Raw genomic sequence first — 14,596 nt, forward strand, 5'->3', positions numbered from 1 at the left:
TGATTTCTGGCTAGAAGGCGACACGCTGCTGTAAAAGGGACTACACGCTATGACGTTTGATCGCTCTATCAAGATTGCCCCATCGATCCTGTCCGCTGATTTCGCCAACTTTGGCGCTGAAATCCGTGCGATCGAAGATCAAGGTGCTGATTGGGTCCACGTGGATGTAATGGACGGCCATTTCGTTCCAAACCTGACATTCGGCCCCCCAGCAGTCAAAGCGTTCCGCCCGCACGTCAAAACATTCATGGATGTGCACCTGATGATTGCGCCAGTCGATCCCTATATCGAAGCCTACGCCGAAGCAGGCGCCGATATGATCACCGCCCATATCGAAGCAGGTCCGCATATTCACCGCACCCTGCAAGCGATCAAAGCCCAAGGCGTCAAAGCAGGCGTCGCCTTAAACCCTGGCACGCCAGCCGAAGCTGTGGCCGATGTTCTGGATCTGGTCGACATGGTATTGGTTATGACCGTGAACCCAGGATTTGGTGGTCAAAAATTCATCCATTCCGGCGTTGATAAAACGCGCAAGGTTCGCGAAATGATCGGTGATCGTGACATTCACATCCAGATCGATGGCGGCGTGACGACCGAAACCGCGCCGTTGGTTGCCGCGGCTGGTGCCGATGTATTGGTCGCAGGTTCAGCCGTTTTCAAAGGCGGATCGGTCGATAAACCAGATGTCTATGGACAAAATATCAAAGATATACGGACCGCTGCACAGTCGGTTTTGTAAACCAAAAGGCGCTTCGGCGCCTTTTTTCATTTTTTGGCGACGGATTGATTTGTCTCGTTCGTATATTAATTGAACTGATACGGCCCTGTTTGTTTTTGGGGACCCGTTTTTATTCGAACAGATATTTAGAATCGAGACGAAGTTGTCACATTCGGATGGTAGCGACCTGCGTAACGGACGAATTATTCGTGGAACCGCAGGCATGAAAACGCAGCGTGAGACTGAAATCCCCGCTCAAAATATTCCCGCAAATTTGTTGGCGCGCGCTATGTCGCCCGTTTCTGATCCTGATGCGCTGAAATCGACGCAGTATCCAAATGCGCGGTATTTCCCTGTGCTGTTTATTTCGGACATGCACCTAGGTGCGCATAGTTGTCAGGCAGAGGCTCTGCTGGAGTTCCTAAAATCACATGTGGCCGACACGATTTATCTGGTTGGGGATATTTTCGATAACTGGCGCCCAATGGGGGCCAATTGGAAACCAGCGCACCACGAGGTCGTTAATCTGCTGCTAGAGCGCATGAAAAGCGGCGTGAAACTGATCTACACTCCAGGCAATCACGACGCGTTTTTCCGTAAATATTTCGGTGAATATTTCGACAACCTTATTGTTGCGGATCACGTTTACCATACAACAGCCGATGGTACGCGTTTTTTGGTAATCCATGGCGATACCTGTGACGTCTTTGAACGCCGCGCGCCGATCCTGTCGAAAATCGGTGCCCATTGCGAAAGCTTGATGCGCTGCGTCCAGCTGATGACGAACCATGTCCTGCGTGCATTCGACAAACCCGAATGGTCGGGTGTCGACAAAGTGCTGAGTTACGTCAATTCATTGATACGGTCGCAGGACTGTTTCCAAGAGCGTTTGTCGGATCTGGCCGTTGCCCACAAAGCCGATGGGATCATCTGCGGCCATTTCCACCAATTTGCGCTACACAGTGATTTTGGCGTGATCTACGCAAACTGCGGGGATTGGACCGAAAACTGTACGGCTCTTGCGGAAACAGACAGTGGTCGATTGGTGATGATCGACTGGGCAGGGCATAGCGTTCGCGCGGCCACTGGTGATACAGTTGCTGAAATCGAAGAAACTCCAGCGACTGTTTAGGCCTAACGTACGATGACACTTTTGGAAATTCTGGCGTCAGGGACGGTGATCTCTGTCGCTGCGGTACATGCTGCGACTGTTGGCGCATCCATCTGGGCCGTTCACCGTCCGCTGCCGCAAACGGAAATTTCGGGACAGCCGGGTGTGACGGTTTTGCGCCCTGTTTGCGGTTTGGAAAACAATCTGGCTGAAACGCTGCGCAGTACCTTTACGTTTAGTTACGAAGGCGCAGTTCAGCTGGTTTTTTGCTGTGATGATGCAGATGACCCCGCCGTCCCATTGGTCAATGATTTGATCGCGCAGTTTCCGAACGTTGATGCGCAGTTATTGATTGGTCGCGATACCGTCAGTGGTAACCCCAAACTGAACAATCTGGTCAAAGGTTGGAACGCAGCACGTCACGATTTCGTCTTGATGGCCGATAGCAATGTTTTGCTGCCGCATGATTACATTCAGCGCCTGTTTGCCCGCTGGACGCCCGACACAGGGCTGGTGACGTCTCCGCCTGTTGGTATTCGGCCGACAAATGCCGCGGGCCATTTAGAGGCGGCATTCCTGAATACCTATCAAGACCGATGGCAATTGACGTCGGATGTATTCGGAAATGGATTTGCCCAAGGTAAAATCCTATTTTGGCGCCGCGATGTCCTAGAGGCCGCAGGCGGATTGGAAAAACTAGGCCGCGATATGGCCGAAGATGTTGCATCGACCAAAGCCGTGCGCGGGCAGGGCCTGCATGTGCGGCTTTTGGGGGATTTGCTGCCGCAACCGATTGGTGATCGCACATTCAAAGACGTCTGGAAACGACAAGTGCGCTGGGCAATGGTGCGGCGCATGGGGTTTCCCGCGCTATATGCCGCTGAAATTCTGTCTTCGTCCGCAGTGCCGTTGATCCTGTCGATTATTCTGGCGGCGGTGTGCGCGATCCCTTGGGGCTGCGTTTTGGCCTTGGCGGTGTTCTGGTTCGGATTAGAATGGCTGCTGGCATGGGCTGCGCGTTGGCCGCATGGTTTGCGCGATGTGGTCGCGATGATCTGGCGCGATGCGCTGTTACCTGCAGTTTGGATTGCAGGATGGCGCGGTAAAGAATTCGAATGGCGTGGCAACGCGATGTCGTCGGACGACACGACAGGGTAAGTCATGGATTTCTCGACCCTTCAGCAATTGGTTCAGGACCACGGGCTATGGCTATTGGCGCCTGTGACTGTGATCGAAGGCCCTATAGTGACCGTGATTGCGGCCTATATGGCGTCTTTGGGATTGCTGAACGTCTATGCTGTCTATGTGATCTGCGTATTGGGTGACCTGGTCGGCGACGCCATCATTTATTCCATTGGCCGTTTCGGTCCCAAAAGTCTGCCGGGCCGTTGGCAGGTGCGTTTGGGGCTGAATCGGACCCGCCGCCAAGGTTTGCGAACCCATTTCAATGAAACAGGTGGCCGGACGTTGATCATTGGCAAACTGACCCATTCAGCGGGGGCTGCAGTATTGTTCGCCGCTGGCACAGGCAAAATGCCAATCGGTCAATTCCTATGGTACAATCTATTGGGAACCTTGCCGAAAACGCTGCTATTCGTCGTTTTGGGATATGTGTTTGGCTATGCCTATTCGACAATCGACCACTATATTTTCCGCGCCTCGATGATCCTATTGGTCGTTGCATTGGTCGGGTTCGGCATCTGGTATTACTGGGGACCGACAAAATCGCAGGAAGATGCGAAATGACGAAACTTAGCTGTATTATTCCTGCCTATAACGAAGAATCGCGGATCCGCGCCGTTCTAGATTCTGTCATTGGCCATCCGCATATCGACGAAATTATCGTCGTCGATGATGGGTCCGCCGATGGCACGGCTGAAGTGGTCGAGGCAATCGACGGCGTCCGCCTGATCCGCATGCCCGAAAACCGCGGTAAAACATGGGCTGTGACCGTTGGGATCGAACAGGCGCAGGGTAGTCACCTGATGTTTGTGGACGCTGATTTGTTGGGTTTGGAGCAGTCGCATTTGACCGATCTGATCACGCCGGTTGTTGGCGGCGATGCCGATATCTCGATCAGTCTGCGCACCAATGCGCCGCGCGTTTGGCACTGGATCGGGATTGATTACATCTCGGGCGAACGGGTCATGTCGCGCGATCTGCTGCTGCCGCGCATTTATGAAATGCGGGCTCTGCCGAAATTCGGGCTAGAGGTGTTTATGAATTCGCTGTTGGTCCGTGATCGCGCCCGCGTTGCTGTGGTGAAATGGCCTGGCGTCGAAAGCCCGTTCAAAAACGCGAAATACGGCTGGCGGGCAGGGGTCATGGCGGATGTAAAGATGATCCGCGATATGTGCCGCGCGGTTCCGCCGTGGGGTTTGGCAGCGCAAATTTATCAAATGCGCCGCCAACGCGTGTGATTACACGGTAACTTCGACGCCGCGCTGAACCGCTGGACGGTCATAAAAACGCTGTTCATAGGCGACGACGTTTTTGTAGTTGCCGTATTCCAGAACGTCTTTGGCCTCGTAAAACTCTAGCGTTTTTAGCCATGGTGCGATTGCCATATCGGCGATCGAATAGTCACCCGCGACCCAATCGCGGCCCTCTAGCTGCGTATTCAGGACGTTCAGGATACGTTTGCCTTCGCCGATGTAACGGTTGCGGGCGGTCGGATCCTCCATCGAGGCGCCAGCGAATTTGTAAAAGAATCCCAACTGGCCAAACATGGGGCCCTGACCTGCCATCTGCCACATCAGCCATTGGTAGACGGTAAATTTTTCAGATGCTGTGGAGCCTGCGAATTTGCCTGACTTTTCCGCCAGATATTGCAGGATCGCGCCCGATTCAAACAGAGTGATCGGCGCACCGTCTGGCCCGTTCGGATCTAGGATCGCAGGGATTTTGTTGTTTGGGCTGACCGACAGAAATTCAGGGCTACGCATGATGTCATCAGACAGGCCGCCAGTGGAATGGTATTCATATTTGATGCCCATTTCCTCTAGAGCGATGGGAACCTTGCGGCCGTTTGGTGTGCCAAACGCGTACACCTGCAAAATGTCAGGGTTTTGTGCGGGCCAGCGTTTGGTCACTAGGAAATCGGATAGATCAGTCATAACGCTCTCTCTTTTTAAAAATCTATACGGGGAAATAGCGCGAAAAATACTCCATAGAAATAGGCGCAGAGTGGGGTAAGGATGTGCGAACCTGCGCAGCTGCGACATATTGCGCAGGTATTGGGACATAAGGGGGCATTCAAATGCTAGAAGAATTCAAAAAGTTTATCGCCAAAGGCAACGTCATGGACATGGCCGTTGGTATCATCGTCGGTGCAGCGTTCACCGCCATCGTCAAATCCATGGTCGATGACCTGATCAACCCATTCATTGGTCTGTTCATTGGCGGTATCGATTTTTCGAACCTATACGTCGTCCTAAGCGGCGATGTACCTGAAGGTTCGAGCCTAGAAGCCGCACGCGAAGCAGGCGCAGCCGTATTCGCTTATGGTTCGTTCTTTATGGCTGTGATCAATTTCCTGATCATCGCATTCGTTGTGTTCATGCTGGTTCGCCAAGTGAACGCGATCAAAGAAAAAGCCAAAAAGCAGGAAGAAGCAGCACCAGCGGCTCCGAAGGGTCCAAGCGAGCTGGACGTTCTGTTGGAAATCCGCGACAACCTGAAAAAATAAGGTTAACGCCACTCACGGAAAAGGCCCGCCAAATTGGCGGGCCTTTTTTGTTGTCTAGGACGCTGATTACAACAGGGTCGCAGGGTCGACGGTTTCGATACCCAGCGCTTCGCCAACGGCTGCGTAGGTCAGTTTGCCGTCGTGGACGTTCAGACCGTTCAGTAGGTGTTTGTCGTCTTTGCAGGCCTGTTTCCAACCTTTGTTCGCCAGCGCGATCATGAATGGCAGCGTCGCGTTGCCCAGCGCCAGCGTCGAAGTGCGCGCAACAGCGCCCGGCATGTTAGCCACGCAGTAGTGCATCACGCCGTCGACTTCGTAGATTGGGTCTTGGTGCGTTGTCGCTTTGGATGTTTCGAAACAGCCGCCTTGGTCGATGGCGACGTCAACCAGAACAGCACCTGGTTTCAATTCGGACAGTTGCGCACGGCTGATCAGTTTTGGCGCTGCTGCACCTGGGATCAGGACCGCACCGATGATCATGTCGGCTTCGCACGCCAATTCCATGGTGTTTGCGGCCGATGCATAGGCGGTTTTAAATTCTTTGCCGAACACGTCATCCAGATAGCGTAGGCGTGGGATTGAACGGTCCAGAACGGTCACATCTGCGCCCATGCCAGCGGCAATGCGCGCCGCGTGGGTGCCGACGACACCGCCGCCAATAACAACCACGCGGCCCGGAGCGACGCCTGGCACGCCGCCCAACAGCACCCCGCGACCACCGTTTGCTTTTTGCAGCGTGTAGGCGCCGACTTGCGGTGCCAAACGGCCAGCGACTTCGGACATTGGCGCAAGCAGGGGAAGGCCGCCCCGGTCGTCAGTCACAGTTTCATAAGCGATACAGGTCGCGCCCGATTCCAGCAGGTCTTTGGTCTGCTCTGGATCTGGGGCAAGGTGCAGATAGGTGAACAACAGTTGGCCCTTGCGCAGCATTTTGCGTTCAACGGCCTGAGGCTCTTTTACTTTGACGATCATGTCAGCCTTGGCGAACACGTCTGCTGCGGTCGGCAGGATGGTCGCGCCTTCGGCGATGTAATCTTCGTCAGCAAAGCCAGCGCCAATGCCAGCGCCAGTTTCCACGATCACTTCGTGACCGTTTACGATTGCTTCGTGCGCAGCCGCTGGGGTCAGGCCGACACGGAATTCTTGGGGTTTAATTTCTTTCGGGCAGCCGATGATCATTGGAAGTCTCCTGTTGTCTTTCCAATAAGATCGCCCAGCTTTGACGCAAAAGTTTGGACATTTTCGCATTCATTGGTATTAATTTTCGAAGGATATTCGAATCATGAACGGTATGGCGCGATGAATTACCAAGAAGTCGGATTGGATTCGATAGATTGCCGAATCCTAGAGGTGCTGCAAAAGGACGGCCGCCTGTCGAACGCGGAATTGTCGGAACGGGTGAACCTATCCGCATCCGCTTGTCACCGCCGCGTCCAGCGTTTGGAAAAGGATGGGTTCATTGCGGGCTATGTCGCGCTGGTCGATCCGCGCAAAATCGGGCGCAAAACGACCGTGTTCGTGGAAATCACCCTGTCAGGCCAATCGGACGAAGTTCTGAGCGGATTTGAACGCGCTGTGGCGCTGATACCCGATGTGCTGGAATGCCATCTGATGGCGGGGTCGGCGGATTACCTGCTGAAAGTCGTGGCGGAAGACGCCGAAGATTTCGCGCGCATTCACCGCCGTCATTTGGCGGGCCTGCCGGGGGTGCAAACCCTGCAATCGTCGTTTTCGTTGAAACAGGTGCGCCAGACCACCGCGCTGCCGATCTAATAAAAAACCCCCGCTGAAAACAGCGGGGGTTAATTCATCGCAATGGGGTGCTAATTAAAGCAGACCTTCGCGTTGCAGCTTCTTACGAGCCAGTTTGCGCTGACGACGAATCGCTTCAGCTTTCTCACGGGCTTTCTGAACGGATGGCTTTTCGAAATGTTGCTTCAGCTTCATTTCGCGGAATACGCCTTCACGCTGCAGTTTTTTCTTAAGGGCACGAAGTGCCTGTTCTACGTTGTTATCGCGAACACTAACCTGCATGTGGTTTTCACCACCTTTCTAAGTTGGATTTGCAAATAGTTGCAGGAGTGGCGCGTATAGCAAACCGCCCTAGATTTGTCTAGTGTACCCCCAAAGGAGACCGCCATGACCGATTTGCAGCAGCAATTGCTAGACGCGATTATTCCAAACGTAGTGTTTGATGGCTGGACGGATGCCGCATTTGAACGCGCCGCCGAAGATGTCGGTGTGTCGGTTTCGGCTGCGCGCGCTGTCTGTCCGCGCGGCGCGACCGATCTGGCGGTGGCCTATCACAAACATGGTGACGACCTGATGCTGGCGCGGATTGCCGAAGCCGATATGTCCGCCCTGCGCTATAGCGAAAAGGTCGCCGCAGCGATCCGTTTCCGGCTAGAGGTCGCGGACAAAGAACTGGTGCGCCGCGGCACAACGTTGTTTTCGCTGCCGCATTTGGCCCTGATTGGCGGGCAGCTGATCTGGGGCACGGCTGACGCGATCTGGAATGCGCTGGGCGATACCTCGGATGATTATAACTGGTATTCGAAACGCACCATCCTATCTGGCGTTTATGGGTCATGCGTTCTGTTCTGGTTGGGCGATGATACGGGCGGCGAAGCAACCCGCGAATTCATCGACCGCCGTATTGAAAACGTGATGCAATTTGAAAAATTCAAAACCTCGGTGAAATCGACACCTATTGTGGGGCAATTTGCCAGTGGTTTGGAAAAAATGTTGTCGGGCATCAAACGCCCATCGGCAGCGGCGCGGGATGATTTGCCCGGTCGCTGGACGCTAAACGATTAAGGATATTTCCATGTCTGAAATGATGCGCGCGGTGGAAATCACCCAAGCCGGCGGTCCCGAAGTCTTGGCTCCAACTCAGCGCCCAATCCCCACACCGAATGCGGGCGAGGTTGTGATCAAGGTTGAATATGCAGGGGTAAATCGCCCTGACGCATTGCAACGGGCTGGCCTATACGCGCCGCCCCCAACTGCCAGCGATCTGCCAGGGCTAGAGGCGTCTGGCGTTGTGACCGCAGTGGGCGAAGGCGTCAAAGACGTCGAAGTGGGCGACGAGGTTTGCGCACTGCTGCCTGGGGGCGGATACGCCGAATATGTTGCAACACCAGCCGCGCATTGTCTGCCCATCCCGTCCGGCGTTTCGATGCGCGATGCGGCCTGTCTGCCCGAAACGTTTTTCACCGTCTGGTCCAACGTGTTCATGCGCGGCGGCCTAAAGCGTGGTCAAAAATTTTTGGTACATGGTGGATCTTCGGGTATTGGCACAACCGCAATTCAACTGGCCAAGGCGCGTGGCGCACGCGTTTTTGCGACCGCAGGGTCAGATGAAAAATGTGCCGCTTGCGTCGATCTGGGGGCCGAGGCGTGTTTCAATTATCGCGAAGTTGATTTCGTTGATGAAATGAAAAAGCTGGGTCGTGCTGATGTTATTCTGGACATGGTTGGCGGACCTTACATCGAACGTAATATCAAATCGTTAGCTGATGACGGCACCTTGGTTCAGATTGCGTTTTTGATGGGCGCGAAGGTCGAGGTGAATTGGGCCGCATTGATGATGCGCCGCCTGACCTTTACGGGGTCAACGTTGCGCCCTCAATCTGATGCGGCAAAGGCGGAAATCGCGAAACAGCTAAACCACCATGTGTGGCCGCTGATTGCATCAGGTCAGGTGAGCCCCGTCATTCACAAAGAATTCCCGTTAGAACAGGCCGCTGCCGCCCATGCATTGATGGAAAGCAGCGCCCACATTGGGAAAATCGTTCTGTCGGTTTAACGCACCGGATCAAATAGGGCGTCATCTAGCGAACAGTCGCGGATGACGTCGCTGCCGCAGCGGCGAAATTCCAGATCTTTGGTCATGCAGATGCGGACCTCTTGGATGTAACCGGATCGGCAGGTCACGGTGATTTCATCCGCGTCCAATTCGTCATTTTGATCCATGAACGCTTCTTCGATCAGGGATGCAGGCAGGCTGACCTGACTGGTCAGTTTGCGGAATGCCTGCGGAATGACAAAGGTTTCATAGGCTTCGCGGGCCAGGGCGTAATACTGGGTCGAATTCAGGCCCGAACATACGCCGTGTTTGTTCCACTGATACCACGCAAGACCTGACGTTCCCATGATGTCTGCCATTTCGGATGTCTGGCGGCGGGTTGGGTTGGGTACAGTCGTTGGACAATAGTCAGGCCACCCCGATTCATATTGCGGCCACAGGCCATGCAGGACCCAACCGAAATCTTCGCTTTCGTCACATTGCGGGGAATCGCGGCCGTCTCCTTCTAACGCGCACCAGTTCGGCGACCATGATAGGGCCATCACGTAGTAGTCAAAATCGCCCGCGGTCCCGTCGGCTGCTGCGGATATAGGTGCAAAGGCAAGGCCAAGGGCCGTTATCAGTCGTTTCATATTTTGTCTTTTCTTAAAGGGTCAGCGCGACTATATAGGACCAGAGTTCCCCTACAATGTGAACTGGACTGGAAAATTCCCAGTCCGCCCCTTGCGGGGCAGCGGGGAAGATTTGCGTTAGGAGTAGCTGAGATGGCTGATAAACCGATTATGGCGAAAGCCACCGCTGTTTGGCTGATCGACAACACAACGATCAGCTTTAAACAGATTGCCGATTTCGTTGGCATGCACGAACTGGAAATCCAAGGCATCGCTGATGGTGATGTTGCGCCGGGCGTCAAAGGTTTTGACCCTGTAGCGAACAACCAGCTGACCCAGGAAACCATCGATAAAGCTGAACAGGACCCGCTGTACAAGCTGAAGCTAAAGTTCAACCCGTCCGCAGCAGGCGAAGAAAAACGCCGTGGCCCACGGTACACTCCGCTGTCGAAACGTCAGGACCGTCCGAATTCGATCCTGTGGCTGGTGAAATTCCACCCAGAGCTGGCAGACGCCCAAATCGCAAAACTGGTTGGCACCACGAAACCAACCATTCAGGCGATCCGTGAACGCACGCACTGGAACATCCAGAACATGCAGCCAATCGATCCTGTTGCGCTGGGCCTGTGTAAACAGTCTGAGTTGGATGCCGCCGTTCAAAAGGCAAACGCGAAACGCGCTGCCGAAGGTACAGCAATGTCCGACGACGAACGCCGCAAATTGGTGTCGACCGAACAGTCGCTGGATATGCCTGCAGAACCTAAAATCCCAACCGCAATTTCCGGTCTAGAAGCGTTCACGCTGAGCGAAGACAACAACGACGAAGATCCGCGTGGCGATGATGAATTCGCAGATGCTGACAGCTTCTTTAACCTGCCAGGTGACGCGGGTGACGACGAAGACGACAAATAAGTTGGTTGTTAGTTGAACACAAAACGCCCTGCATTTTGCGGGGCGTTTTTCGTTTACAGGCTGCGGCGGGCGCGTAGGGCGGCTGTGATCGTGCCGTCGTCCAGATAGTCCAATTCGCCGCCCACAGGGACGCCTTGGGCCAATGACGTCACTGTCACATGCCCCAATTGATCCGCGATGTAATGCGCCGTGGTTTGCCCGTCGATTGTGGCGGATAGCGCAAGGATCACCTCGGTCACGTTTTCAGACGTCACGCGGTCGATCAGTTTGGGTATGTGCAGATCCTCGGGGCCGACAGCGTCCAGTGCGGATAGGGTGCCGCCCAGCACATGATACCGCCCGCGGAACACGCCCGACCGTTCCATCGCCCACAGGTCGGCCACGTCTTCGACCACGCAAATTTCGCCAGTCGCGCGGCGGTCATCTTCGCAGATTTTGCAAATATCGGACGTGCCGATGTTGCCGCAGTTCAGGCATTCACGGGCCGATTGACCGACGCGCATCATCGCGTCCGCCAACGGGATCATCTGCTGTTTGCGTTTCTTGATCAGATGCAAAACAGCACGCCGCGCCGACCGAGGCCCAAGCCCAGGCAGTTTGGACAAAAGACCGATCAGGTCTTCGATATCTTGCGGCCCGTCAGCCATAAATCAGAACGGCAGGTCCATACCCGGAGGCAGGCCAAGTTCGCTGGTGATTTTTTCCATTTCCTGACGCGACCGTTCGGAGGCGCGCGATTGCGCGTCTTTGATCGCGGCCAAGATCAGGTCTTCGACCATTTCTTTGTCGTCGCCCGAAAAAATCGACGGATCGATGTCCAGCGATTTCAATTCACCTTTGGCGGATGCGACGGCCTTGACCAGACCTGCGCCGGCTTCGCCTGTGACGGTGATGTTGTTCAGGTCATCCTGCATTTGCTGCATTTTGCCCTGCATTTCTTGTGCTTTTTTCATCATCTTGGCCATATCGCCAAGACCGCCCATACCTTTGAACATTGTCTAAACCCTTGGTTTTCTGATGCGCCGAATGGCGCGAATGATGGCAAACGCCGCAACGATCGCGGCAAATCCTGCAGACAAATAAGGCGGAGCAATACAGCCTTCGGCGCGGGCCAATGCCCAGATGCCATCCGTATCCGCCGCCCATAGCCGCGTTGATGTAAACATAAGCAGGAACGTCGCCGAAATCACCCCCAGCACCTGAAATGCGATGGGGCGGAAAAACGATCCGGGCAGGACTGCCAAAACCAGCAGCATTAGGATCGGATTTGCAAACGTATACAGCGGTTCGGTCCAGATCGTGACCGCGCCTTTGTCGGCGTCCCACATGGGGCGCACGTATTGGCACACTTCGGCGAATGACGCGGTCGGGATCAGGGACAGGATTAATCCTCTTCGAAGGGGTCCCATTCGTCCTCTACTTCTTCCAATGCTTCTACGGCGGCTTCTTGTTGCAGTTCTTTGGCGGTGCGGACCTTGGCGATCTTTGCCTTTGGAAACTGCGCCAGTACGGCCTGTACGATGGGCAGGGTCGCGGCCTCGGCTTTGCGGGCGTTATCGGCGGCGATGTTCTGTTCGGTGATAGACGGTTCTGCGCCTTCGCTGACCAGAGTGATCACCCAGCGGTTGCCTGTCCAGCTTTGTAGGCGAGAGCCCAGTTTTTGCACCAAATCCTGCGGCGCGTTCGGCGCCAGATCGCATTCGATCCGTCCGGGACGGTAGTTCGCCAAACGGATGAAGTTTTCAACCTCGACCAGCAACTGCACATCGCGGTGGGCGCGGATCAGATCCAGAACGGACGCAAAGGTCGCATAGCGGGCAAGCGCATGTTCCGCCATTTGCGGCGCGGCGGATGCCATGGGGCCAGATGGGCCGCTGTGGGTTGGCGCAGGCGTGCCCGAATACGCGTTGGTGCTGCCGCCGCCCGATGGGGCCATGCGGGGGCCGCCACCGCCACCACCGCCCGATGGGGGTGGGGACGCGTTTTGTAGTTTGCGCACCAGTTCGTCGGGCGTTGGCAATTCGGCCACGTGGGTCATGCGGATCACGGCCATTTCGGCGGCCATCATCGCGTTTGGCGCTTGGGCAATTTCTTCGATCGCTTTTAGCAGCATTTGCCACATGCGGGTCAGGACGCGCATCGGCAGTTGGCCCGCCATGGCCTGTCCACGAGCACGTTCATCAGGCGAAATTGTGGGGTCTTCGGCCGCGTCGGGCGTGATTTTGATGACGGACACCCAGTGGGTAATCTCTGCCAAATCGCGCAGGATCGCCATCGGGTCCGCGCCATCGGAATATTGGGCAGATAATTCGTTCAACGCCTCTGCCGCGTCGCCGCGCAGGATCATGTCAAACAAGTCAAACACGCGGCCACGGTCTGCCAGACCCAGCATCGCGCGGACTTGTTCCGCGGTGGTTTCGCCCGCGCCGTGGGAAATCGCCTGATCCAGCAGCGATGTCGCGTCACGCGCCGACCCTTCGGCAGCGCGGGTGATGAGGGCCAGCGCGTCCTCGGAAATTTGCGCGCTTTCGCCGCCGGCGATTTTCTTTAGTAGGCCGATCATCACCTCTGGTTCGATGCGGCGCAGGTCGAAACGCTGACAGCGGGACAGAACGGTGACGGGCACTTTGCGAATTTCGGTGGTCGCAAAGATGAATTTCACATGCGCTGGCGGTTCTTCCAACGTTTTCAGCAGCGCGTTGAACGCGCCGGTCGATAGCATGTGAACTTCGTCGATGATGTAGACTTTGTACCGGGCTGATGCCGCGCGGTAGTGAACGCTGTCGATGATTTCGCGGATGTTCGCGACGCCCGTGTTCGATGCCGCGTCCATTTCGATGACGTCGACGTGGCGGCCTTCGATAATCGCGGTGCAATGTTCGCACTGACCACACGGTTCGGTCGTTGGCCCGCCATTTCCATCTGGGCCGATACAGTTCATGCCCTTGGCGATGATCCGCGCGGTCGTGGTTTTACCCGTTCCGCGAATCCCCGTCATAATGAACGCTTGGGCAATGCGACCCGCGTCGAACGCGTTTTTCAGCGTGCGCACCATCGCGTCTTGCCCCACCAAATCGGCAAAGGTTTCAGGGCGATATTTGCGGGCGAGAACCTGATAGTTCTTTTGCGGGGCGTCAGTCATGGCGTCCTATGGATTCTGTCGTTGTGGGCAGAGTAGGGCTCCGCGCCGCCAAGGTCCACCACCGATCACCCATTTCGGGTTGATGTTGCGGGCAGGCGCGTCCAATCTGCGGCCAATAAAAAATAGGGACGCTGAATGACCACCTTTGACGAAAAATACGCCCGCGCCGTTGAAATTCTGGAACAGCAGGGGATCACCCGTAACGCTTATGAACCGCCCGTTGCGCGCCTGCTTCGCCGTTTTGGCAAACCTGTGCGCCCGCTGCATTTCATGGATCTGCAGCAACTGGCCATTTTTCAGGGCGCAACATTCGGCGTGATGTGGGGCCTGTTTATGTGGGTATTCATGTGGAGCCGCGGTTCCATGCCCCTATCGGTGATCATTTTCGCGATCATGGTCGCAGGCGTCACATTCGGATTGGGATCGGCCTATGTCATCCTACGCCGCGCGGCCCGCGCCGAACTGCCCAAATGGGATGACCTATAAAGAAGGGGGGGTAAGGTGAGAGGCTGGACAACGACCCAAGCGGGGCTCGTTACGGCTGCTTCCTTCCGGACCTGACCGGGTTGGCGAGGCGCTCGCCCGCGCCAACCTCTCGACGCGTCA

Annotated in this window: 19 protein-coding genes and 1 other RNA gene; 11 read left to right on the forward strand and 9 right to left on the reverse strand. The window is 55.5% G+C overall.

Translation table 11 applies throughout. The annotated features are described in order from the left end of the window. Positions 1 to 49 precede the first annotated feature (49 nt). The 5 genes from rpe to BVC71_RS10425 all read left to right on the forward strand — a co-directional run bounded on the left by rpe (position 50) and on the right by BVC71_RS10425 (position 4,249). Positions 50 to 739, forward strand: a complete 690-nt coding sequence (gene rpe / locus BVC71_RS10405; RefSeq protein ID WP_086451598.1) for a ribulose-phosphate 3-epimerase — start codon at positions 50 to 52, stop codon at positions 737 to 739. 268 nt (positions 740 to 1,007) lie between these two features. After that, on the forward strand, positions 1,008 to 1,850 hold the full coding sequence (locus BVC71_RS10410; RefSeq protein WP_165767758.1) for a UDP-2,3-diacylglucosamine diphosphatase: 843 nt from the start codon (positions 1,008 to 1,010) through the stop codon (positions 1,848 to 1,850). A 12-nt stretch (positions 1,851 to 1,862) separates the two neighbouring features. Continuing rightward, positions 1,863 to 2,987, forward strand: a complete 1,125-nt coding sequence (locus BVC71_RS10415; protein ID WP_086451600.1) for a ceramide glucosyltransferase — start codon at positions 1,863 to 1,865, stop codon at positions 2,985 to 2,987. A gap of 3 nt (positions 2,988 to 2,990) precedes the next feature. After that, on the forward strand, positions 2,991 to 3,575 hold the full coding sequence (locus BVC71_RS10420) for a DedA family protein (RefSeq protein ID WP_086451601.1): 585 nt from the start codon (positions 2,991 to 2,993) through the stop codon (positions 3,573 to 3,575). Beyond that, the gene (locus BVC71_RS10425; protein WP_086451602.1) at positions 3,572 to 4,249 is read left to right on the forward strand and encodes a glycosyltransferase family 2 protein; all 678 of its coding nucleotides are present in this window, start codon (positions 3,572 to 3,574) and stop codon (positions 4,247 to 4,249) included. The genes BVC71_RS10420 and BVC71_RS10425 overlap by 4 nt, the downstream gene beginning before the upstream one ends. On the opposite strand, the gene BVC71_RS10430 is transcribed toward BVC71_RS10425, so the two are convergent. After that, a complete protein-coding gene (locus BVC71_RS10430; RefSeq protein WP_086451603.1) occupies positions 4,250 to 4,945 on the reverse strand; it encodes a glutathione S-transferase N-terminal domain-containing protein in 696 nt (231 codons plus the stop codon). It lies immediately after the preceding gene. 143 nt (positions 4,946 to 5,088) lie between these two features. Between BVC71_RS10430 and mscL the strand changes: the two genes are divergently transcribed. Continuing rightward, positions 5,089 to 5,517: a large conductance mechanosensitive channel protein MscL gene (gene mscL / locus BVC71_RS10435; RefSeq protein WP_086451604.1), complete on the forward strand. Its 429-nt coding sequence runs from the start codon at positions 5,089 to 5,091 to the stop codon at positions 5,515 to 5,517. A 66-nt stretch (positions 5,518 to 5,583) separates the two neighbouring features. On the opposite strand, the gene ald is transcribed toward mscL, so the two are convergent. Beyond that, the gene (ald, locus tag BVC71_RS10440; protein ID WP_086451605.1) at positions 5,584 to 6,696 is read right to left on the reverse strand and encodes an alanine dehydrogenase; all 1,113 of its coding nucleotides are present in this window, start codon (positions 6,694 to 6,696) and stop codon (positions 5,584 to 5,586) included. A 120-nt stretch (positions 6,697 to 6,816) separates the two neighbouring features. On the opposite strand from ald, the gene BVC71_RS10445 reads away from it, so the two are divergent. After that, positions 6,817 to 7,290 (forward strand): Lrp/AsnC family transcriptional regulator, encoded by a 474-nt coding sequence (locus tag BVC71_RS10445; RefSeq protein ID WP_086451830.1) that lies wholly within the window; start codon positions 6,817 to 6,819, stop codon positions 7,288 to 7,290. A gap of 54 nt (positions 7,291 to 7,344) precedes the next feature. Here the strand turns inward: BVC71_RS10445 and rpsU are convergent, their stop codons facing one another. Next, the gene (rpsU, locus tag BVC71_RS10450) at positions 7,345 to 7,551 is read right to left on the reverse strand and encodes a 30S ribosomal protein S21 (protein WP_086451606.1); all 207 of its coding nucleotides are present in this window, start codon (positions 7,549 to 7,551) and stop codon (positions 7,345 to 7,347) included. Between the two features lie 105 nt (positions 7,552 to 7,656). Here rpsU and BVC71_RS10455 point away from each other — a divergent pair, with 105 nt between their 5' ends. Continuing rightward, positions 7,657 to 8,334, forward strand: coding sequence for a COQ9 family protein (locus BVC71_RS10455; protein WP_086451607.1), 678 nt, complete (start codon positions 7,657 to 7,659; stop codon positions 8,332 to 8,334). Between the two features lie 10 nt (positions 8,335 to 8,344). Continuing rightward, positions 8,345 to 9,325 (forward strand): NAD(P)H-quinone oxidoreductase, encoded by a 981-nt coding sequence (locus BVC71_RS10460; protein ID WP_086451608.1) that lies wholly within the window; start codon positions 8,345 to 8,347, stop codon positions 9,323 to 9,325. On the opposite strand, the gene BVC71_RS10465 is transcribed toward BVC71_RS10460, so the two are convergent. Continuing rightward, positions 9,322 to 9,957: a ribonuclease T2 family protein gene (locus BVC71_RS10465; RefSeq protein WP_086451609.1), complete on the reverse strand. Its 636-nt coding sequence runs from the start codon at positions 9,955 to 9,957 to the stop codon at positions 9,322 to 9,324. The two genes, BVC71_RS10460 and BVC71_RS10465, sit on opposite strands and share 4 nt — an antisense overlap. A gap of 132 nt (positions 9,958 to 10,089) precedes the next feature. Between BVC71_RS10465 and BVC71_RS10470 the strand changes: the two genes are divergently transcribed. Beyond that, positions 10,090 to 10,848 (forward strand): DUF1013 domain-containing protein, encoded by a 759-nt coding sequence (locus BVC71_RS10470; RefSeq protein WP_086451610.1) that lies wholly within the window; start codon positions 10,090 to 10,092, stop codon positions 10,846 to 10,848. Positions 10,849 to 10,901: 53 nt separating this feature from the next. Here BVC71_RS10470 and recR read toward each other — a convergent pair whose 3' ends face one another. Genes recR through BVC71_RS10490 form a run of 4 tightly spaced genes read right to left on the reverse strand, consistent with a single transcriptional unit; the run spans position 10,902 to position 13,990 of the window. Further along, the gene (gene recR / locus BVC71_RS10475) at positions 10,902 to 11,495 is read right to left on the reverse strand and encodes a recombination mediator RecR (RefSeq protein WP_086451611.1); all 594 of its coding nucleotides are present in this window, start codon (positions 11,493 to 11,495) and stop codon (positions 10,902 to 10,904) included. 3 nt (positions 11,496 to 11,498) lie between these two features. Beyond that, a complete protein-coding gene (locus tag BVC71_RS10480; protein ID WP_086451612.1) occupies positions 11,499 to 11,843 on the reverse strand; it encodes a YbaB/EbfC family nucleoid-associated protein in 345 nt (114 codons plus the stop codon). 3 nt (positions 11,844 to 11,846) lie between these two features. Then, positions 11,847 to 12,257 carry a hypothetical protein gene (locus BVC71_RS10485; protein ID WP_133064523.1) on the reverse strand — a complete coding sequence of 137 codons (411 nt, stop codon included), beginning with the start codon at positions 12,255 to 12,257 and terminating at the stop codon, positions 11,847 to 11,849. After that, positions 12,233 to 13,990, reverse strand: a complete 1,758-nt coding sequence (locus BVC71_RS10490) for a DNA polymerase III subunit gamma/tau (RefSeq protein ID WP_086451614.1) — start codon at positions 13,988 to 13,990, stop codon at positions 12,233 to 12,235. The genes BVC71_RS10485 and BVC71_RS10490 overlap by 25 nt, the downstream gene beginning before the upstream one ends. A 135-nt stretch (positions 13,991 to 14,125) precedes the next feature. Between BVC71_RS10490 and BVC71_RS10495 the strand changes: the two genes are divergently transcribed. Beyond that, positions 14,126 to 14,476, forward strand: coding sequence for a DUF6404 family protein (locus BVC71_RS10495; protein ID WP_086451615.1), 351 nt, complete (start codon positions 14,126 to 14,128; stop codon positions 14,474 to 14,476). A 14-nt stretch (positions 14,477 to 14,490) separates the two neighbouring features. Here the strand turns inward: BVC71_RS10495 and ffs are convergent. Then, an RNA gene (gene ffs, locus BVC71_RS10500) (signal recognition particle sRNA small type) lies at positions 14,491 to 14,587 on the reverse strand. Positions 14,588 to 14,596: the final 9 nt, after the last annotated feature.

Source organism: Marivivens niveibacter (assembly GCF_002150005.2).
Lineage (GTDB): Bacteria > Pseudomonadota > Alphaproteobacteria > Rhodobacterales > Rhodobacteraceae > Marivivens > Marivivens niveibacter.